Below are 22945 nucleotides of genomic sequence, written 5' to 3' on the forward strand. Positions count from 1 at the left end.
TTTGAAATCATCGTAGTAATCGCGCGAAAATCACGTGAAATAATCAGAGGAATCGTTTGAAATCATCGTAGTAATCGCGCGAAAATCGCGTGAAATAATCAGAGGAATCGTTTGAAATCATCGTAGTAATCGCGCGAAAATCGCGTGAAATAATCAGAGGAATCGTTTGAAATCATCGTAGTAATCGCGCGAAAATCGCGTGAAATACTATGGTAGACGGTTTGAGTAAATTAATGGAGTATTTTAATATTTATGGTTTGGAGGAATTGCGTTGCATAGAGAAAGTAAATATATAGAGTATAAGAAATCACGAAAAGGATTATCTAATGATATTTGGTCTACGTATAGTGCTTTTGCAAATACTGAAGGTGGTACTATATATTTAGGAATTGAAGAAAAAAAGATCGAGGACAAAAAAGTCTTTGTTTCAGTTGGTGTTGAAGATCCAGAGAAAATGATTGAAGATTTTTGGAATGCACTATATGGAAGAAGTAAAGTTAGTCAAAATATTTTATCAAATAAAGATGTTAAAATTGTTAATATTGAAAATAAAGCGTGCATTGAAATTCATGTACCAGAAGCGCCTTATTCGAAGAAACCGATATATGTAGATAATAAAAAAGATTTAGTATATAAAAGAGTTGATGATGCTGATAGAATTGCGACTGAAGAAGAGTATAAATTCATGATTGTAAATTCTCAAGACGATATAGATACAGAATTATTAGATAACTATGACATGTCTGATTTAAATCACGAATCTATCGAAAATTATAGGAAACTTCTATTAAAAAATACTAATGATGAGAGATATGCGAATATGAGCCAACTGGATTTAATGATAGATTTAGGAGCATATAGAAAAGATAGAAGTTCGAAAGACAAACAGTATAAAATGACTACAGCATGTTTATTATTCTTTGGTAAGTATAATGCGATTAGTGATAGATTCCCAGGATTTCAATTAGATTATTTTAAGAAAACAAATTACCTAGATACTGATTGGAAAGATAGAATATCAAGTGGAGATTTAGGTAATGAAGATTTAAACGTGTATAGTTTTTTTGAAAAAGTATTGATAAAATTAACTGATAACATTGAGGAATCATTTAGCCTAAATGATGGTTTGACTAGACAAAATTATGCAAGAGATTTAAAAGTAGCAATTCGCGAAGCACTGGTTAATACATTAATGCATGCGTATTATGATACTAAGCAAAGTATTAAAATAGTTAATTGTGAAGATTTTATAGAGTTTTATAATCCGGGTAATATGAGAATAAATAAAGAAGATTTTATTCATGGAGGGCATTCAAAGGACAGAAATAGTATATTATCGACGCTTTTCAGAAGAGTAGGATATTCAGAAAAAGCTGGATCTGGAGGACCAAGGATATTCGATGTAGTTAATAGACATAAGCTTAAAACGCCTGAAATAGAATTAACGGACATGGACACTAATGTAGTACTTTGGAAACAAGATTTAATGAAGGAGTTTGAAAAATATCCTGAGTTAGACAAAAAAGTAATAAAGTATATTATTGACTATGGATCAATAAGTAAGGGTGAAGCCTTAAAAATGGAAAATATGACAGAATATCAGTTTAGAAATATTTTAAAAAAACTAAAAGATGATAACTTGATAAAAAAAGAAGGTGAAGGTCCGGCTACTAAATATGTGTTAATAGAATCAAAAGAAGCTGATATATTGCGAACTAAAAAAGTAATTAAAAGTTTAGAGTCTTTCTTTAGGAATAAATAAAAAAACAAGAGATAGGTGCGAAGTGTTTGGATTATACAAATGCTTCGCATCTTATATTTATTAATAAATATCATAGAAAACCGTATCATTAACCGATACGCAGAGATGCGGTTTTTTAGACACTTCATAAAGGGATTTTGAACGTATCAGAACATATGAGGTTTATAGGAATTGCTGTTATGTTTTTTGATCACATCAATAAACAAAAAAGGTATGTACTATGTAAAATATTTATTAAATGATATAAAGCGAGGGTATATAAATGATTTTTAAATAGATATTTATCCAATAATATAAAAAGGAACTATAAGCTATATCTAAAAGCTATATCTAACTACTTATAGTCCTTCTTCATTAGTATAAATATAATTATTAAGAAAGGTATATATCTTTGTAACCTTCGTTTACATTAATAATGTTGTGATAACCTTTGTGTTCTAAAATACCAATAGCTATAGAACTTCTAATGCCAGACTGACAGTCTACATAAATAACATCGTTTCTATTGAAAGGTAAATCTGTTTCTAAAAGTTTGCCGTGTGGCACATGAACCGCTTGGGATAAGTGGCCATTATTCCATTCATTATCATTACGTACATCTAAGACATGTGCTTCATTACCAGTTATGTCTTTACTATGAACAGATTGTGTTTGAATTTGAGCTTGTGGTAACTGATATCCAGACACATTATCATATCCAATAAGTTGTAAAGTATGTTATGTGTTGCTTTTGAAACAAGGTGATAGTCTCCAATCAAGTTAATTTCTTGATTATAGTTTAGATACCAGCCAATTTGATTGATGAAATTTTTATCATATGGAATATTGATTGTACCTTCAATATGTCCACCATGATAAGCCTCCTTACTGCGGAGATCAAAAGTTAATCTGTTTGTACTTGTAGCTGGATAAACCGTATAAGGTTGATATAAATTCATACCGAATTGATTAATTTTTTTCATTTGTGCAAAATGATGTGGTGGTGCAGGTTGGTCAGAAATGAGTTTATCGATAAAGGTAGCTTCATTATTTTCAGAAAAAGCCCAGTTCGTTTGTTTTTCATAGCCAAGCGTAGATGTTGGAATAGCACCTAAAGATTTACCACAAGGACTACCAGCGCCATGACCAGGCCAAATTTGAATGTAGTCTGGCAAGTCTTTAATACTTTCAATAGATTTAAACATTTGTTTTGCGCCTATTTCAGATAATCCTTCTACTTTAACAGCTTTTTCTAGTAAATCAGGTCTACCGATATCTCCTACAAAAATAAAATCACCACTGAATAGTCCCATTGGAACTTGTGCTCCAGCACCTTCGTCAGTAAGTAAAAAACTTATACTTTCTGGCGTGTGACCAGGTGTATGAAGCACTTTTAATTTTATATTTCCTACATAAATATCATCATTATGTTGAACAAAATGAGTGTGGTTAGGCATATTTTTATAACCTAACATGTCATCACTTTCGCCCGATACATAAATACTAGCATTTAACTTTATAGCAACATCTCTAATTCCTGAAACAAAATTTGCATGTATATGTGTTTCAGCTGCATGAGTAATGGTTAAACTCTCTTCATCGGCAACTCGAATATATGAAGATAAGTCACAAATAGGATCAATGATCATGGCTTCTCCAGTTTTTTGACAACCGATTAAATAAGATGCTTGAGATAAATGTTTATCATAAATTGATGATAGTCAATTTGTTATCAAGGGTGATAATTATATTAACTATGGTAATTACATGGAATTAAAGTTATTAAACAAACTTGATGATGACCAATTAGATTTAGAATTTTTACAAGATAATGGGTTAAAAGGTAATGTTCAAGGTCCTATGACTTTAAAGGAACCTTTAAAAAGTTATATACAAAAGTCTTGAAAACGAATATTTTAAATTTAGATAATGAGTTAGAAAACACTGAATATGTCGAAGGTAAACCATATGTACAGTACGGTATTAAATATGAAAGAAATCAGGCATTAAGAAATGAAGCTATTAAAATTCATGGAACTACATGTAAAGTATGTGGATTTGATTTTAAAGCTAAGTATGGCGATTTAGGTGAGGGTTTTATTGAAATTCATCATTTAAAACCAATGTTTTCAATAAAAAGAGAAATAAAAGTAAATCCACAAAAAGATTTAGTCCCACTATGTTCTAATTGCCATAAAATGATTCATAGAAATACTAAAAAACCTTTAACGATTAAAGAATTAACCAAAATAGTTAATTATAATAGCAAATAATTTAATATTTTATAAACTATCATTCAACCCTCTTAATTTATTAGGAGGTTTTTTGTATTTATGCTTTCAAATGTGTGATATACTTTGTTTGTTGAAATATAGAGTATCTATAGATAGGGTGATTGAGTATGAAATTCACTGAAGTGGAAGTTATCGAACATCTTGTAAAGGCATATAAAGAAGCAGGAAAGCCTACTTATCCTCATGAAAATTTATATCGAGGACGTAATCATAGTATTTCAGGTATTGGAGAAGACTTGCTGGGTGCTTATTTGATTAGTAGATTGGAAGGTGTCCAAATATTTATTGATCAGCCTTTATCTATGATTGATAAATCTTTAAGTACAAGATATCCGGATTTATTAATTTGTGAAGATAATGAAATTAAAAATATACTAGAAGTTAAAATGGACTTAGGATATCAAAGAAAAGATTTTATAGATTATTGCCGAAAGAAAGAAGAATGGATTTCAAATATCGTAGGAAAACAGTGTGTATTGTCTAGAAAGAGAGAAGACAAAATTCCTATGAATATAGCTGATGATATTAAATTTCATGTTGTGATTTACAGTGAAAACAATGGACCGAAGCGGTTTGATGAAGAAATCATGCCTATCGTTAATGAAACATGTCCACATATTGAAGTATATGTCCTAACAAGCGGTCAACACCCTAATTTAGTAAATGTTAATCTTGAAGGTATTAATATTAATAAAGATGAATTTGAAATATTAGTAAATGCGTTATAAAAAAATAGAGCATCCTCCACGTTATGGAGGTGCTCTGTTTTTTATTGAAAAGTATCAAGTTAATTAATTTAATATGCTTAATAAGTTCTACCTTGACCTTTTTCTCTAGCTTCTGTTCGATCTCTTATGTACTCAGTACATACTGGATTTTCTGTTAATTCATCAACTGTATTAGTTTAATCAGAAGACGTGTCTACTTTGTAAGCTTCTAAGAACTTATTATATGATATAGCGTTTGAGTTTTGTTGTTCTTCTATAAATTTCTGTAGTTATTTTTCAAAAACCGCATCATTAACTGATAAGCAGAAGCGTACCATAAGTGATGTGGTTTTTATTAATTTAATTAGAATATTATTAAAGTTTAAACTTTTAAAAGGAAACTCAATTTATGAAGTGATAAGAGACTGCAATCATTAATAAGACTAAAGTTTTTATTAAAAATAAAACGAATTGGAAGGGATGTTTAGGAATATGCAATGGTTTATTAATATAGGAGGTATAATTTCTTCAATTGTAGCTATTATTTATTTTATATTTTTTTTAAAATATAAATTTTTAGATAAAACATCTACAATAAAAGTGAATATACATTCAACATTAAAAGAACATTATAAAAAGGCTTTAGCTACGTCACCAAGAGAAGTAAGACAAAAATTTTTAGAAATGTTTCCAATAGATAAAACTGATATCATTCATAATGAATTAATTGCTGAAAAAAGAAAAGATATTATAGTAGAGGTAGTTTTGAGTAAAGAAAATAATTTAGTAGTCATTATAGGCTCAGATGAACATGATATAAAGGTAATTAACTTTTATGATAAGGATAATAATAAAATAAAACCTAAAGACTTTTATGAGAGAACTGACATAGGTCAGAAAAACTCTAAAAAAATTCAACAAGGTAAACTTACGTTAAATAAAGGAGAATATATAGCAATATTTACTCAAGAATTTGGTCCAGAATCTTCAAAAAAGGTAAAAATAGAAATTGAAGGCCATAAGTCACTTATAATATTAGCTCCTAACTTAAAGCATGGAACACAAAAATATATATTAGTAAAAAATACGATCAGGAGTTTTATTAGTAAATACTTAACCTGATTAATTCAATTATCGTCTATTATCAATGTAAAGTTATAAGATTTTTAGTATATAGTAATCATTCTGACATCAAAATATTAGAGTTGGTAAAAAATAAAGTAGTCTATCTATTTGAAATAAATTTAAACGTAATGAGTAGGAGAATTATATAGGTACTGATAATTTAATCGCAATATAAAAACAGCTATAATGTAAAATAATTACAATTATAGTATAGTAATATTATATAATGAAAATCAAAAAGGGGATTATATGGATAGAGTAGCTAGTTCAACAATAAAGGGATTTTTATATCAGTTTAATGTTACTTTAGAAGAGTTATTAAATTCTGATAGTGAAGAGATTTTCGTAGAAGGTCGAATAGAAGATATAGATATCATAGATGAATCAAATTTAAAGGCTATTCAGTGTAAATACCATGAATCACAAGAAAAATTTTCAAATTCTAAAATCTCTAAAGCAGTTTTACAAATGCTAAAAACCGAAAAAAATCATATACATAACGATAATATAAAATACAAGTTATATGCATACTTTCCAAATTTAGATAAAGGGTCGCATGTCTTTAGAAGAGTTGATTTAGAAGAAATATTAGAAACAGAAAATAAAAATATGATAGTTGATTATATTTCACATATAATCAAAATAGAAAATGAAGATGTAGAAGAACTTATAAATAAAAATAGAAAGACAAAAGAAGAAAAGCAAATTATTTTTAATTATATTACTAGATTATCGAAAAATTATGAATATACTATTGATATTGATAATTTTCTTACAAAGTTTGAATTCTATAATGGAGAAAAATTGGAGGATTTAGAAAAAAGAGTTAGTCATTTATTAAGAAAAAATATAAATAATGTATCTGAAAAGGACATTTTAGAAATAATTTATCCTAATGCTATTCAAGATATAGCAAATCTAAGCATAAAAAATGAGAGTGAAAGAAGTATAACTAAGGACTCTTTTTTAAAACCTTTGAGATTAAGAAAAGAAACGATATTAACGAGATGGACAAAAGAGTTATTTAGCTATAAGGAAATACTTAATGGTATTAAAAATCGACTTCACAATGAATTAGATTATAATTATAAAGAAAGAATGCTCTTTATTGATGCAAAAGAGTATGAAGACTTTGATGAAAATATAATTATATTTTTGAAAGATTTTTGTGATAAATATTGTTTCAAACCTAAATTGCACAAACCAATAACAATATGTATTTCAAATTATTCAAATGACCAAATAAATGATTTAATGACTAGATTATATTCTAGTAAAATTAAGGCTATAGATGGTTTTCAAGGAAATAAGTTTTTTCCTGAATCATTCTTTCGCGAACCTTTATATGACCGCGATCGTAATGAAAGAGAGTTCAAATTAAGAGTTTGTAGTTTAAATAATGATAAATTCAAAGAAGCTCTAGAACGAAACAAACCAGATAATATATATATGATATCAAGTAATAATAAAGAAGAATTAAATATGGATGATGTTAAATTGGAACGATTAGAAGTAAAAGCATTTAAAGATTTATATATAATTTTTCAATTAGTTAAAGGATGAATGTAATGGATGAAAATAAACTTGGATTTGTTTATGAAAGTTCAGCGCTAGGAATAAGTGTGAAAATGGATTTTAAAACTTTCGAAATTAATAAAGAAAATTTAGTGATAGGAAATTTCTTGAAAGTTAGTATTGGAAATCATGATTCACTTTTGACGTCAATTACAGGTATAAAAGCGATTTATGACATTGAAAAATCAAAAGAAAGCTATATTTTAAATGTAGAAGTTATAGGGAGTATACTTAATGGAGAATTTAAAGCAGGAAGTATTTTATTACCTACTCCTACAGAACCAGTATATTTGGCGAACAGAGAAATATTAAAAGGTATATTTTCAAACGAAGGTACTCTTAATTTTCCAGTTGGACAATTAAGCAATAATACCGATATTGAGGTCTTCGTAGAAGGCAACTCCTTCTTTGGTAAACATCTAGCAATAGTAGGATCTACTGGATCTGGTAAATCAAGTACCGTTGCTAAAATATTACAAACAGCGGTAGGAATAAGTAAAGCGAAAAATATAAATAATGAATTAAAGAATTCACATATTGTTATTTTTGATATTCATGCAGAATATGAGTCAGCCTTTACTATAGAAGGTGATTTGTTTTCATTAAATACATTGAATATAGATAATATAATCTTACCTTATTGGTTGATGAATAGCGAAGAGCTTGAATCATTATTTATTGAAACCAATGAAAAAAATGCATATAACCAAATTTCTCAATTTCGATCAGCTGTAGTGAAAAATAAACAAAAATATAATAAAGATATAATGAATATTAAATATGATACACCCATTTATTTCAATATAGAAGAAGTTTTTAATTATATAACTAATGTAAATAATGAAGTAATTAATAAAGCTGAGGGTTTAAATGAAAGTCCATATATTATAGATCAAAATGGACAGAAGAAAGAAATAGTAAGTAAAGATGATTACTTTAAGGAAATATACAAATTTATACCAACCTCTGCAACTAAAGCAGAAAAAGCAATCAAAGGTCCGTTTCATGGGGAATTCGAGCGTTTTATAATTCGTTTAGAAAATAAGATAAAAGATAAAAGATTATCTTTTATTATGAATACCTCAAAAGATGATGGGAGTGCATATGTTACATCAGATTTTGAGTATTTAATAAAACAGTTCTTAGGTTATATAAACAAATCTAACGTGACAATAATTGACTTGAGTGGAATCCCATACGAAGTTTTATCAATAACAGTAAGTCTTGTTTCAAGATTGATTTTTGATTTTTCATTCTATTATTCTAAACTTAAACATGAGAACATGAGTGAAAATGATATTCCATTCTTATTAGTATGTGAGGAGGCTCATAATTATATACCTAGAAAAGATAATTCAATGTACAATGCATCCAAAAAATCTATTGAAAAAATTGCAAAAGAAGGAAGAAAATATGGGCTAAGTTTAATGGTAGTAAGTCAAAGACCAAGTGAAGTTTCTGAAACAATATTTGCTCAGTGTAATAATTTTGTTACGTTAAAATTAACGAACCAAAATGATCAATCTTACATAAAAAATTTATTACCTAACAATACAAATTCTATTGCTAATATATTATCTACTTTAGCAGTTGGCCAAGGTTTGATTGTGGGTGAAGCAATACCACTACCATCTTTAGTTAATTTACCGAAACCCAATCCTGAACCTAAATCATCTAATGTAAAAGTTCATGAAATTTGGGAAAAAAATTGGAAATCGTTAGACAAAAATGAACAAATAAATATAAAAGATGTTATAGAGAAGTGGAGAAGCTAAAATTTTTCAAAAATTAGTCTTGTTAAATAATAAAAGTTAAAATTACACAACTAATTGTCTCATTGATCATAAACGATACTATTTTAATTTAATTATTACCTATATAATAAGTTAAACTAGTTTATTTTTTATCTCGACTACATAGGAACTAAAAGGGTTTGACTATGAATTTTAAAAATAGATATATAATTATCAGGAGAGGATTATGCTTTTTTTAAACTCATTATTGATTGTTATATTAACTATGTTTCTTATTTCAAACTTGAATAATTTAATATATTATTTCTATTTAACAGTTTCACACATTAAAAAAATATATCAAAAAATCATACCAAAACTTAAATATATAAAATTCGGTAAAAATTTAAGCGTTGTTTCAGAATTTAAAAATGTGATTGTAAAATTTTTTCAAGTAGATTCATTAAATAAAGTGTTATTTATAATATTGCTATTGTTAATTTTTATCATAAACATTTCTAATTTTAAAAAATTGACACTGCTACTCATTATAATCGCATCTGTTTTGATAACTTATCTAATTCTAGAATTTTTAAAACATCAATCATATGTTTCACAATTGATTATCGGGCAATTTTACGTCCCTTTTATAAGTATAATAATAGTATTTCAAATATTTATATTTGAAATAGAAAAATATAAATTTACGCTTTCAATATTTTATTTTACATTAAATGTATTTATCCTATCACTATATATTTCTACATATACTTTTTACAAAAGCGAAAATGGAAAAATCAAATTATTGAATTGTATTTTATGTTATTTTAATATTATTTTGGTTTGTGTAATGCTATTTACTTACATGGGTTATGGTTTTATGATTTATGAAATAAATAACCAAACTAGTAATTTGCATAATTTGCAATTTAACATTAAAGGTAAACAAAATGTCATAAATACATTTGCATGTTTTGTATCTTATGGTATAGATAACGTAAATAAAGATATAGGTGTCACATTAACTCCAGGAAAATCGAAAGACATAAAAACAAATGAAATTTTATTTAGATTAACTTGTAAAATATATGTGTCAACATACATAGCTTTAGTATTGTCCTTTTTAAGTAATAATTTATTTAAAAGAAACAACTAAATATAGGTATAAGTTCTTATTAAGGAAAGTTAAGAGAGGTGATTTTAGAAAAAGATATGGAGATTTTGGAATTAATGTGTGTGTATTAATAAAAGTGATTAATCATGTATATACTGTAAGTTAGGTGGGTCTTCCCGCTTAACTTATTTTATTTTGTGCTATAAAATTATAAATAAAAGACAAAATAAGTGGGTAGCTATTTATTTAATGATTCAGTACTAAATGGAGGGAATGTGCATTGACTACATCAGAGAAGCAACGCCAACAACAAGCAGAACTACAAAAGAAATTATGGTCCATTGCGAACGATTTACGCGGGAATATGGATGCCAATGAATTTAAGAATTACATACTTGGACTTATCTTTTACCGTTTCTTAAGTGAAAAGGTTGAAGAGTCATCCGCGAAACTTCTATCAGAAGACAATATTTCTTATCAAGAAGCGATGAATAACGACGACTACCGTCCTATCGTTGAGAAAGAGCTCATTCAACGTATTGGATTTGTCATCGAACCAGAAAATTTATTCAGTAATTTAAAAGCCAAAATTGAAAATCAAACGTTTGAAATCGAAGACTTAAGTAACGCCATCAAAAACGTCGAAAACTCTACACGAGGTCATGAAAGTGAAGACGACTTTATCCACTTATTTGATGATATGGATTTGAACTCAAGTCGTTTAGGAAACACGAACGCAGCACGTACCAAGTTAATTGCGAAAGTCATGATGAATATTTCAACATTACCTTTCGTACACAGTGATTTAGAAATCGATATGTTAGGTGATGCATATGAATACTTAATTGGTCAATTTGCGGCGAGTGCAGGTAAAAAGGCAGGCGAATTCTATACACCTCAACAAGTATCGACGATACTCGCGAAGATTGTTACTGATGGGAAAGAAGACTTAAGAAGTGTGTATGATCCAACATGTGGTTCAGGCTCATTACTCTTACGTGTGGGTCGAGAAGCTAAAGTACGTAATTATTATGGTCAAGAATATAATAGTACAACCTATAACCTAGCTCGCATGAATATGTTGCTTCACGATGTGAACTTCAAAGCCTTCCAAATTGAAAATGGTGACACATTAGAAGATCCAGCACATAAAGGTGAACAATTTGATGCTGTAGTCGCGAATCCACCATACAGTGCGAACTGGAGTGCAGAATCCTCATTTTTAGACGATGAACGTTTCAGTGATTACGGGAAACTCGCACCGAAATCGAAAGCAGACTTTGCCTTTATTCAACATATGATTTATCACTTAGACGACGAAGGCACGATGGCCGTTGTACTTCCGCATGGTGTGTTATTCCGTGGTGCAGCCGAAGGCACCATTCGTAAATATTTAATCGAAGAGAAGAACTATTTAGACGCCGTGATAGGCTTACCTGCCAATTTGTTCTTTGGCACAAGTATTCCAACCTGTGTCCTAGTCTTTAAGAAATGTCGCCAAGCTGACGATGATGTCGTATTTATTGATGCGTCCCAATCCTTTGAAAAAGGAAAAAATCAAAACCATCTCACAGATGAAGATGTAGATAAAATCGTCGACACATATAGTCAAAGAGAAACAATTGATAAATACAGTTATGTCGCTACTTTAGATGAAATCAAAGAGAATGATTGTAACCTTAACATTCCAAGATACGTTGATACATTCGAAGAAGAAGAACCGATTGACTTAGAACAAGTTCAACAACAACTTAAAGACATTGATAAAGACATCGCCAACGTAGAATCAGAAATCAACGAATACCTCAAAGAACTAGGAGTGTTGAACAATGACTGAACAATCAAACACCCCAGAATTGAGATTTCCTGAATTTGAAGATAAATGGGAAAGTACAAAAATCAAAAATATATTTAAAGTTGTTTCAGGTTCTACTCCACTTAGATCTAAAACCGAGTATTACAATAATGGAAATATTCCATGGGTCAAAACCACAGATTTAAATAATAGATTACTTTCAAAAACCTCTGAAAATATTACTGAATTAGCTCTTAATAGTAATAATTTAAAATTATTACCAAAACAAACATTGCTAATTGCTATGTATGGTGGCTTTAATCAAATTGGTAGAACAGCTATTTTAAATATGGAAGCTACAACTAATCAAGCTATATCCGCATTAATTAGCAATAATAATGTGAATACAAAATTCTTACAATCTTATTTAAATTTCAATGTAAATAAGTGGAAACGCTATGCTGCAAGTAGTAGAAAAGATCCTAATATAACAAAAAAGGATATTGAAAACTTTATAGTTCCATTTACAAATATAATTGAACAAAATAAAATTGGTGATTTCTTTAGCAAACTCGATCGCCAGATTGAGTTGGAAGAAGAGAAACTTGGATTACTTCAACAATACAAAAAAAAGTATACCAATAAACTTCTTTCTCAAGAAATACGTTTTAAAAATAATAATGGATATAATTATCCTAATTGGAATGAAGAAAAACTTGGTAATTTAATAGATGAAGTCAATGAAAAAACTATTTTAAATAATCAATATCCTCTTCTTTCATCAACTAAAAATGGTTTGTTAACTCAAGAGGAATATTTTAAAAAGCAAATTGGTAGTAAAGAAAATAAAGGGTATAAGATATTACGTTTAAACCAATTAGTGTTAAGTCCTCAAAATCTATGGTTAGGAAACATTAATTTAAATCAACGCTTTGATATAGGTATAGTCTCTCCATCATATAGAATATATAATTTAAACCAACGTTTTAATATTAATTTTGCTAAAACTGTATTAAAAAGTCCTAGATATATTTATGCGTATGCTCAAGCTTCCGAGCAAGGTGCGAGTGTAGTTAGACGTAACCTAAATTTAGATTTGTTTTACTCCATAAAGGTATCTTTACCATGTATTGAAGAACAAAATAAAATTAGCGCATTTTTAGATGGTTTTGAAAATCTAATTGAAAAACAATACTCAAAAGTAGATTTATTAAACCATCGCAAACAAGGATTTTTGCAAAAGATGTTTATCTAATCTTAATAATTACCTTTGTTTAAAAACATAAAAAGGTATTATTGTAGATATACATATTTGTTTTGAATTATAAATTTATCTAAATATCTATAAAATTTGGAGTTGAATTATTTTGGGAGACATAAAACTTTTTAGTATCGATGAAGGGAACACTCACGAATTACGTGGAGAATCGCTCGCTGTAGAAAAGTCATTACAACAAGTTATAGAAAATAATGCTGAAAAGTTGTTAGGGATTAACTTTTTGGCCACAGAATATACAACAGGAAAAAACCATGCTGGAAGAATAGATACACTTGCTATTGATGAAAATTATTCTCCTGTTATTATCGAATACAAACGTACAACTAATGAAAATGTTATTAATCAAGGGTTATTTTATTTAGATTGGTTACTTGATCATAAAGCTGAATTCGAACTCATAGTAATGAAAAAGTTAGGTAGGGAGTTTTCAGATAAAATAGATTGGTCTTCTCCAAGATTACTTTGTATTGCTGGGGGATTTACTAGGTATGATGAGCATGCCGTAAAACAAATTAATCGAAATATAGAACTTTATCGGTATAAATATTTTGAAAATAAATTTTTAATGCTTGATTTAGTCAATGCTACTTTTACATTTAAAAGTAAGGAAAAAACAGTTGATAATACATACGAAGATAATGAAAAAGATACGTATTTATCTAAACAATTGAGTTTTTCTGATGAAAATGTAACTAATTTATACTATGAGTTATATGAGTATCTTATGAGCATGGGAGAAGACGTACAATTTAAAGAATTAAAATTCTATTTAGCATTTAAGAGAATAAAAAACTTTGCTTGTGTTGAAATTCTTCCTAATCAACAAAGACTTTTACTTTACGTCAAAGTAGATATGAGTAATGTTGTGATGGAAGAAAGGTTTACTAGAGACGTGTCTAAAATAGGACACTATGGTACTGGGAACTTATCTTTAGAAATTCGTAGCAAAGAAGATCTCGAAAAGGCAAAAAAATTCATAGACGAAAGTTATGAAAATAATTAACATAAGTAAGAATAATCCTAATATAAAATTATAATTTCGACTTTATGATTTTAGCAGTATTCAATATTAAATTACACATACTTTTTTGTTAAAACACCACTCAATTTCTAACATAATCCTTATTATTTTAATTTTTTATTAAAATTTTATTTAGATATAGTAATTTTCGAAAATAGCACAATTTCATTTGTTACAATCGTTTCATCAAATGAAATGAGGTGTATCAATGAGGTATTTAAACTGGTCACGCAAATGTATAGTAACTACGATTTTCGTATTAAGCAGTTTATTATTAGTATTTTCGTCAATTACATATGCTAAAGAACGCAATTCTGAAGACAGCCTTAAAATCACAACACATAACGTTTATTTCTTGCCTACAGCCATATATCCCAATTGGGGACAATCTCAGCGCGCAGATTTAATTTCAAAAGCTGATTATATACAAGGTCAAGATGTTGTAATCTTTAATGAATTATTTGATAAAAAAGCATCCCATCGACTTTTAACAAATTTACAATCACAATATCCTTATCAAACGCCTATTGTTGGTAAAGGTATAGAAGGTTGGCAGAAAACATCTGGTTCCTATAGAAAAGTAAAACAAGTAAGCGGTGGTGTTGGCATTGTGAGTAAATGGCCTATCGTCCAACAAGAACAACATATTTACAAAGATGGTTGTGGTGCTGACAAGCTAAGCAATAAAGGCTTTGCTTACATTAAAATTAATAAAAACGGTAAATACCATCATATTATTGGAACACACCTTCAAGCCGAAGATCCAACGTGCATGAAAGGAAAAGATCAAAGCATTAGACAGAGCCAAATGAATGAAATCAAACAATTTATCAAAGATAAACATATTCCTAAAAATGAACCCGTATATATCGGCGGTGATTTAAATGTCATTAAAGGTTCAGATGAATATCAGCAAATGCCTGATAACTTGAACGTTTCATTGCCAACACAATTTGAGGGTAATCCCTATAGTTGGGATACTCAAAGCAACAGCATTGCAAAATATAATTATCCTAAATTAGAACCACAACATTTAGATTATATTTTACTAGATCGAGACCATGCACAACCAAGCTCATGGCATAATTATGTACACAAAACGAAGGCACCAGAATGGTCTGTTAAATCATGGGGCAAGACTTACAAATATAACGATTATTCAGACCATTATCCACTTTCTGCTTATGCATCAAATTAACGTTATTATATGGGCGTTAAATTTTTAAATCTAAATACTTTAAAAGGGAGCTATATGGAAATCAAAGTTCAAATTGATTTCTTATATAGCTCCTTTTTTACTAAATCCTAACTTATCAGTCCTTAAAAACTCTAATTAAATTTAAAGAATTTGTACATTTTGGTTTAAAAGTAAAATTAGATTCAATAGTTATTAAAGCACCGCATCATCAAACATAACTAATATTAGTATGTTTTTGTCGTATTTATTTATCAAAAGATTAATATTTTAGAGAAGGTAGACTGCGGTCACTATCCGGTGATTCTTACCTTATGTTATTGGTTTTAATATCAAGAAAAGAAAAAGACGATACTATTTATTAATTTTACATAAATATTAAATTTATTTGTTTATATCACTTTAAAAAACAAAAAATTGTATGATAAGGATGTGATTAATTATTTATAAAGTCAAAATTGAAGGAGTTCAGTATGGAAATCACAAGTTTAATTACTTTAATTGTCATTTTAGGTATAGGTTATTTGATTATTAATGGGATTAGAAAGAAATCTCAACAAACTTTCAGTGAGGATAAGTTAGACCATATTGACCATAGTGGATATGGTAATGGGAAATATTTTTATCAAGCGCCGAGTATGATTTTAGATAATCAGTATATTCCAATTTATGGTAAAAAAAGGTTATGTCATATTCCATATTATAAAGATAGTAGTCAAAAGATGAGAAGTATATTTGGTTTGAAACCATTACATGGCACGCAAGTTAGGTCTGATGATTACTCAGTTATTATAGAACGTGTGGAAGGTATCACTAATTTTGCTTTGTATCGAGTGCTTTTAAATGGAGAAGAGATAGGCACTTTCAAAAAAGATAAAATGATTAAAGAAGGCGGGTTCAAACGTTTATTCCCGTATAGTTTTGTCAATAAAGCTAAGGAAAGTTATCGTTTTGAGAATCCAGATCGATTTCATTGTACGGTGATTAAAGATGAACATAGTAACATTATTTTATCAGCCGAACGTACAGCGCTAGATTATAAAAAAAGTAAAAAAACAAATAAACGTGGGGAACAAAATCAGATTAAAGTAAATAATAATAGTAAATATCCTGACGAGGTATGGTTGGCATTATATATACAAGCTTGCATTACATATCAAACGTTAGACAAGCAATAATTCGATTAAATAAGACGCTAAAATAATGAAATATTTTATATTAAGGAGAGATAATTATGTTAATTTTGGGGGATTACGCTTCGGAAACATCTACCTATAATCGGATGGGTATTGTAGATTGGGTGTTTGAAGTTTTTGGAAAAGATATATTGATATTTACGATTATTGCTGTTCTTTATTTTGTAATGATTAAAGTATTAAGTTTACTCATTTATCGTAAAACAGAAAAATTAGATACATACGATAAAATAGCTACTAAATTGGATGGGCCATTAAAATATCTATTAAGTTTATTGTTCTTTATTTTAGTGACTTTAGGCGTTATTCAAGTTATAAGTTATTACTTACTTGCAACGGGATTCTTCTGGATTATTATATTTACCGTTGGACTTGCAATGATATTTATTCTATTTCCATATTTTATGATTTTCTTACCTTTTTTCAAACGAAACAAATATTGGGGATTTCTGAAGACAATTCCGTGGGTGATCATCATGGCAGGAACTACAGTCTATGCTATTGATATAATGTTAGATACCAATACAAAGATATATACTGATGAAGGCGGTTCTGGTTATATAGAGGGAAGCATATTTATAAAAGAATTAGGCGGTGCATCTTACATATTAGCATCCTTATTAGGCATAGCCATGATTATTGTTAAAATTGTGGCTACAAAGCATACAAAAACGAAACAAACGACCTCTAATCAGTCGGAAAATCAATAAATTATAATGTATAAATTGAAAAAACATATGAGCTAAAATAGGTAATATTGTTAATTTTAGTAGACAATTGAACTGAGTAAGCGATTATATAGGCTCTATACTAAATTGGACTGGTGAGAATTTAAAAGTTCTCATCAGTCCATATTTTTAGGTTTTAAAAATCAAAACTATTCAATTATTAAAATTGTGTTAATAGTAAAATAATTTATTAACATTTATATAAAAATTCTGAAAAAACTTTTTAATTTGTGGTATATATTTGCTCATGTTATAGTTTTTTTGTAAGGCAATTTCTTAATTTAGTAATTTTTTTAAATTATGCGAAGTTATCTTATTTTTTATAAATCAATTTAGTGTAAAATTACTAATTTGAAGTGCATCTTATTGAGATTTTTTTATTTGTAAAACGTTCATAAAATATCCTTAGATTTTGTGATGAAAATCACATATTAGGAGGGGGCTTGAACGGGATAAAATACTAGGAGGTATTATTTATGAATAAAAAAAACTTAGAGAAAAATGATTTAAATTTACATGCATTATTTATAGGAGACAAAGCTGAAAATGGCCAGCTATATAAAGAAATGCTAATTAATTTGGTTGATGAACATCTTGGTTGGCGACAAAATTACATGCCTCAAGATCGACCAGTGATTACACCTCAAGAAAAAAATTCAGAAAAATACATAAAAACGGTAAATCATATGAATGAAGTAATGAATGAAATTTCTGCACGGATGAGAACGTATTCAATTCCATGGCATACGGCTGGACGATATTGGGGACATATGAATACAGAAACTTTAATGCCGTCTATTTTAGCCTATAATTTCGCCATGTTGTGGAATGGGAATAATGTTGCTTATGAATCTTCTCCAGCTACTTCTCAAATGGAAGAAGAAGTGGGATATGAATTCGCTGATCTAATGAGTTATAAAAATGGATGGGGACATATTGTAGCTGATGGTTCTTTAGCAAACCTAGAAGGATTATGGTATGCACGTAATATCAAATCTCTTCCTTTAGCTATGAAAGAAGTAGCTCCTGAATTAGTAGAAGGAAAATCTGAATGGGAATTACTAAATATGCCAACAAAAGAAATTGTAGACTTAACTGAAAAAGCAGGAGAAAAATTCGATGATATAAAAAGTAATTCAGCAAGAAGTGGAAGAAATTTACGAAAATTAGGTAAATGGTTGGTTCCCCAAACTAAGCATTATTCATGGTTAAAATCAGCAGATATTATAGGCATTGGCTTAGATCAAGTAGTATCTGTTCCAGTTGATGATTCATATAGAATGGATATAGATGAATTAGAAAAAATTGTAAGACAGTTAGCTTCAGATGACATCCCAATACTAGGCGTAGTCGGAGTAGTTGGGTCAACGGAAGAAGGAGCGATTGACAGTATAGATAAAATTGTTAATCTCAGAGAAAAATTAATGATGGAAGGTATTTATTATTATATTCATGTAGATGCTGCTTACGGTGGTTATGGTAGATCTATTTTCTTAGATGAAGATAATGAATTTATTCCATATGAAAATTTAGAAGAAGTTCATAAAGAATATGGTGTATTTACAGAAAATAAAAAATATATAACTAAAGAGGTTTATGACGCCTATAAAGCTATAGAATTAACTGAATCTGTTACTATCGACCCTCATAAAATGGGCTATATTCCCTATTCTGCAGGTGGCATTGTAATTAAAGATATTAGAATGAGAGAAGTAATTTCATATTTTGCTACTTATGTATTTGAAAAAGGAGCAGAAGTTCCAGCACTATTAGGTGCATATATCTTAGAAGGATCTAAAGCAGGAGCAACAGCTGTAGCTGTTTGGGCTGCACACCATGTACTACCATTAAATATTTCTGGTTACGGAAAATTAATAGGTGCTTCTATAGAAGGCGCTTTAAGATTTTATGATTTCTTAAATCAACAATCATTTAAAGTTGGTGATAAAGAAATTGAAGTTCATTCATTAGTACGCCCTGATTTCAATATGGTAGATTATGTGTTTAAAGAAAAAGGCAATAATGATTTAGTAGAAATGAATAAATTAAACCATGCTTTTTATGAACAAGCATCATATGTAGCTGAAAATATTTACAATAATGAATTTATCACGTCTCATACGGATTTTGCTATTTCTGATTATGGAAATAGTCCACTCAAATTTGTGGAAGATTTAGGATTTTCTGAAGAAGAATGGTATAGAGCTGGTAAAGTAACAATATTAAGAGCTGCTGTACTTACTCCTTATATGAATGAACAAGAAAACTTTGAAAAATATGTACCGAAAATACAAGCTGCAATGCAAGATAAATTAAGAAATCTATGAAAATAAATGAGTATTTTTAAGATGATCATATAATATTTATCTTAAAAGGAAGTGTACATAATGAATGGCCAACAAATTAAAAAGAAGAAAGAAGTATCTTTTGTAGAAAGTTTTATTATCTTAATATCTCTATTAATCATATTAGGATATCTTATCATAATAGAAAAACTACCTCCCCATGTACCTATTTTATTAGTGTTTACGATTTTATTATTCTATGGAAAATTTAAAGGATTTACCTGGGATGAAATACAAGATGGAATTGTTTCAGGAATAAGTTCTGGTATCATACCAATAATAATATTTTTATTAATAGGAGTTTTAGTAGCGACATGGATAATGTCAGGTACAATTCCAACAATAATGGTCTATGGATTTAAAATAATTTCTATAAGATATTTTTTACTAACTGTTTTTATTGTGTGTAGTATTGTAGGAGTTACAGTGGGTAGTTCTTTTACTACAATTTCTACTATGGGTATAGCATTTTTAGGTATTGGGCACATTTTAGGATTTGATAATGCCATGACTGCTGGGGCAATAGTATCTGGTGCATTTTTAGGAAATAATATTTCACCGTTGTCCGATACAACTAATTTAGCGGCAGGTATTGGAAAAGTAAACCTATTTGAGCATATTTTAAATGTTAAGTGGACAGCTATACCGGCAATGTTAATATCTAGTATAGGTTATATTTTGTTAGGTGCGCCAAATATTTCTTCTGATTTAAGTGGTGTTAAATCTATGATAAGCACATTAAACGAAGGATTTTGGATTTCCCCAATTACTTTAGTACCAGTATTATTTCTTTTATTGTTTGCTTGGAAAAAAGTGCCGGCAATTCCAACATTATTAGTTGGATCAGTAGTAGCCATTATCTTATCATTAATTAATAATCCTCATTTAAGCTTTCAAAATATCGGAAAAGTAATAATGACAGGATATGTATCACATACTGGAAGTAAAAACATTGATGTTCTTTTGTCTAGAGGTGGTATATCTAGTATGTTGAGTTCTGCATGTTTAATTATTTTAGCTTTAGGATTAGGCGGACTGTTGATTAAATTTAAAATAATATCTACGTTGATAATAAAAATTAAAAATTTTGTAAATGCGCCATTTAAATTAGTAAGTCTTACAGCAATAAGTTCGATAATGGTAAATGTACTAGTGGGAGAACAGTATTTATCTGTCATTCTTCCAGGGGAAACATTTAGAAATTCATTTGATTGGCTGGGATTAAATAAAAAATATTTAACAAGAACACTTGCTGATGCAGGCGTTGCTGTCAACGCATTAATTCCTTGGGGAGTAAGTGGTACTTTTATAATGGGAGCACTTAAAGTAAGTGCCTTAGACTATTTACCTTATGCATTTTTCCCACTGCTATGTCCTATAATAACCATTATTTTAGGATTTACATTGAAAAATAAAATATCAAAAAATAAGATGACGTGACATGAATAACAATGCTTGCTAAAGACATTGTATTAAGTAGATTAGAAAAAGGTTGACTATATAAAAATATCGATATAAGACTATAAAACTAAGATAGCTCGAACTATAAAATACTTTAAAGGAATGTGGGTAATCATCGATAACATAACTATTGAAACGATTAAAAAAAACAGTAAATATAAATTAATACACTATAGAGATTCACACTATATTATTGATTTAAATCAGAATAAATTAACTTATATTTTCCCATTACTGAATTATGTAACAAGAAAATCATTAGTAGAAGTAAAAGAAAAAGACCTTAATGATATTACAACTATCTTCACTTCAAAAGAGGAAAAAGAAAAGAGAGATTCTTTAACAATCTTAGCATCAGGTATAAGTGGTTTTATCGCCATTACAACTAAGTCCATTACGGATTATTTAGAATTCACGACTAATATGTACATAAATGTATTCATATTACTATTAACTATATTACCTACTTTAGCATTTAAAAATATTTTTGATAATAAGAAGAAAAAAATAATGATTAGATCAACCGAAGTACAAGCCTATGCTTTTGTTTTGCCAAGTAAAAAATACATATTTCAGAACATATTCCTTTATACTTTTTTTATATACATGTTCATTGTAAGTGTAGCAGGAGTATTAACATTAAAGCACACTAATATATTTTTTGTGGTTGGAATTATAATTACATTCATGGCGATTTTATTTCAAAATTTAGTGCTTTATGCGCAAACAACTATTCACGGAAAAATAGGTGGAATTAAAATTAAAAAATAGGGCGGGTTTTTATCTAAAATGAGGTATATAAAATGAATGATTATAAGTCCTGGCTCTATTATATAAATAGAAGACCAATACATGTTGAAGGTAATCTGATAGAAAGGTAAGTATGAGGGTTGTCTGAAGTAAGACAACCGACATGGTTAAATTGACCTCATCATTATGATGGAACACTCCACACCTCATACACATTTCACTGAAAGTTCTACGCATCTAACTCAATCATTACACCACATTATAAAAAGCCTGTTGTCACGAATGAATGAACACGTCACACTTCAAAGACGTTTCATCATCTATAACGTGATGACAGGCTTTTCCTCTTATATCTTCATTAATCTCTCTTCTTGTTTAATACGTACGTATAAGAAATATGCATATGGAATTAATAATATCGTTGTATACGTAGCGTGTGTTAACAACAACACGCCGATTAACTCTGGAACGATATTTAAGAAGTAATTCGGGTGCTTCGTCACTTTATATAATCCAGATTTAATAATAGGATGATTTGGCAAAATAAATAATTTCAATGTCCAAATTCCGCCTAATGTTCTAATGACTACAAATAACATGATATATGCAAAAATTAATATCATTAAGCCAATGCCATTGACTAAGCTAAAAGTATCTTTATTCATCATTGCCTCTACGCCTGCACAAACATAGATGAATACATGAGTGATTGCTAGAAATTTTGAATTGTTAACGCCATATTCAACTGCACCGTCTACTTTTAATTGTTGCGAATGGTTAATGGATATCTTTAAACTGATGAGTCGGATACAGAAAAAGATAAATAATATAGTTAAAATCATGATGTCCTCCGTTTTTGTTATATATATAAACTTTGATAACATAA

The 22945-nt window shown here is 28.8% G+C and carries 17 protein-coding genes and 1 pseudogene; 16 read left to right on the plus strand and 2 right to left on the minus strand.

Going from position 1 to position 22945, the window contains the following annotated elements:
* Positions 1-271 precede the first annotated feature (271 nt).
* Entirely contained in the window at positions 272-1762 is a 1491-nt protein-coding gene (locus JMUB898_RS00230) for an RNA-binding domain-containing protein (protein WP_000554504.1), read from the plus strand.
* A 372-nt stretch (positions 1763-2134) separates the two neighbouring features.
* Here JMUB898_RS00230 and cstB read toward each other — a convergent pair.
* Positions 2135-3453 (minus strand): annotated as a pseudogene (gene cstB / locus JMUB898_RS00235) (persulfide dioxygenase-sulfurtransferase CstB).
* 189 nt (positions 3454-3642) lie between these two features.
* Between cstB and JMUB898_RS00240 the strand changes: the two are divergent.
* From JMUB898_RS00240 to JMUB898_RS00310, 15 genes are all read left to right on the plus strand, one after another.
* A complete protein-coding gene (locus JMUB898_RS00240) occupies positions 3643-4014 on the plus strand; it encodes an HNH endonuclease (protein ID WP_001549968.1) in 372 nt (123 codons plus the stop codon).
* Between the two features lie 128 nt (positions 4015-4142).
* A complete protein-coding gene (locus JMUB898_RS00245; RefSeq protein WP_000673114.1) occupies positions 4143-4763 on the plus strand; it encodes a hypothetical protein in 621 nt (206 codons plus the stop codon).
* Positions 4764-5234: 471 nt separating this feature from the next.
* Positions 5235-5864, plus strand: a complete 630-nt coding sequence (locus tag JMUB898_RS12705; protein WP_197721304.1) for a hypothetical protein — start codon at positions 5235-5237, stop codon at positions 5862-5864.
* Positions 5865-6116: 252 nt separating this feature from the next.
* Complete coding sequence (locus JMUB898_RS00255; protein ID WP_002445006.1) at positions 6117-7430, plus strand: hypothetical protein; 1314 nt, start codon at positions 6117-6119, stop codon at positions 7428-7430.
* Between the two features lie 5 nt (positions 7431-7435).
* On the plus strand, positions 7436-9217 hold the full coding sequence (locus JMUB898_RS00260) for an ATP-binding protein (RefSeq protein WP_232018999.1): 1782 nt from the start codon (positions 7436-7438) through the stop codon (positions 9215-9217).
* Positions 9218-9422: 205 nt separating this feature from the next.
* The gene (locus JMUB898_RS00265) at positions 9423-10331 is read left to right on the plus strand and encodes a hypothetical protein (RefSeq protein ID WP_037541777.1); all 909 of its coding nucleotides are present in this window, start codon (positions 9423-9425) and stop codon (positions 10329-10331) included.
* Positions 10332-10569: 238 nt separating this feature from the next.
* Complete coding sequence (locus JMUB898_RS00270) at positions 10570-12126, plus strand: type I restriction-modification system subunit M (RefSeq protein WP_126493653.1); 1557 nt, start codon at positions 10570-10572, stop codon at positions 12124-12126.
* A complete protein-coding gene (locus tag JMUB898_RS00275; RefSeq protein ID WP_002444999.1) occupies positions 12119-13339 on the plus strand; it encodes a restriction endonuclease subunit S in 1221 nt (406 codons plus the stop codon). The genes JMUB898_RS00270 and JMUB898_RS00275 overlap by 8 nt, the downstream gene beginning before the upstream one ends.
* 112 nt (positions 13340-13451) lie before the next feature.
* Positions 13452-14366: a DUF5655 domain-containing protein gene (locus JMUB898_RS00280; RefSeq protein ID WP_002444998.1), complete on the plus strand. Its 915-nt coding sequence runs from the start codon at positions 13452-13454 to the stop codon at positions 14364-14366.
* A gap of 226 nt (positions 14367-14592) precedes the next feature.
* On the plus strand, positions 14593-15582 hold the full coding sequence (gene sph / locus JMUB898_RS00285) for a sphingomyelin phosphodiesterase (RefSeq protein ID WP_002444997.1): 990 nt from the start codon (positions 14593-14595) through the stop codon (positions 15580-15582).
* Between the two features lie 470 nt (positions 15583-16052).
* Positions 16053-16757 (plus strand): hypothetical protein, encoded by a 705-nt coding sequence (locus JMUB898_RS00290; RefSeq protein ID WP_002444996.1) that lies wholly within the window; start codon positions 16053-16055, stop codon positions 16755-16757.
* A 56-nt stretch (positions 16758-16813) separates the two neighbouring features.
* On the plus strand, positions 16814-17485 hold the full coding sequence (locus JMUB898_RS00295) for a hypothetical protein (protein ID WP_002444995.1): 672 nt from the start codon (positions 16814-16816) through the stop codon (positions 17483-17485).
* Positions 17486-17979: 494 nt separating this feature from the next.
* Positions 17980-19830: a tyrosine decarboxylase gene (gene tdc / locus JMUB898_RS00300; RefSeq protein WP_002444993.1), complete on the plus strand. Its 1851-nt coding sequence runs from the start codon at positions 17980-17982 to the stop codon at positions 19828-19830.
* Positions 19831-19890: 60 nt separating this feature from the next.
* Positions 19891-21288 (plus strand): Na+/H+ antiporter NhaC, encoded by a 1398-nt coding sequence (gene nhaC / locus JMUB898_RS00305; protein WP_002444992.1) that lies wholly within the window; start codon positions 19891-19893, stop codon positions 21286-21288.
* A gap of 123 nt (positions 21289-21411) precedes the next feature.
* Complete coding sequence (locus JMUB898_RS00310; RefSeq protein WP_002444990.1) at positions 21412-22080, plus strand: DUF443 domain-containing protein; 669 nt, start codon at positions 21412-21414, stop codon at positions 22078-22080.
* 326 nt (positions 22081-22406) lie between these two features.
* Here JMUB898_RS00310 and JMUB898_RS00315 read toward each other — a convergent pair whose 3' ends face one another.
* Positions 22407-22901: an isoprenylcysteine carboxyl methyltransferase family protein gene (locus JMUB898_RS00315; RefSeq protein WP_037541776.1), complete on the minus strand. Its 495-nt coding sequence runs from the start codon at positions 22899-22901 to the stop codon at positions 22407-22409.
* Between the last annotated feature and the right edge of the window lie 44 nt (positions 22902-22945).

The organism is Staphylococcus caprae, from assembly GCF_003966625.1.
Lineage (GTDB): Bacteria > Bacillota > Bacilli > Staphylococcales > Staphylococcaceae > Staphylococcus > Staphylococcus caprae.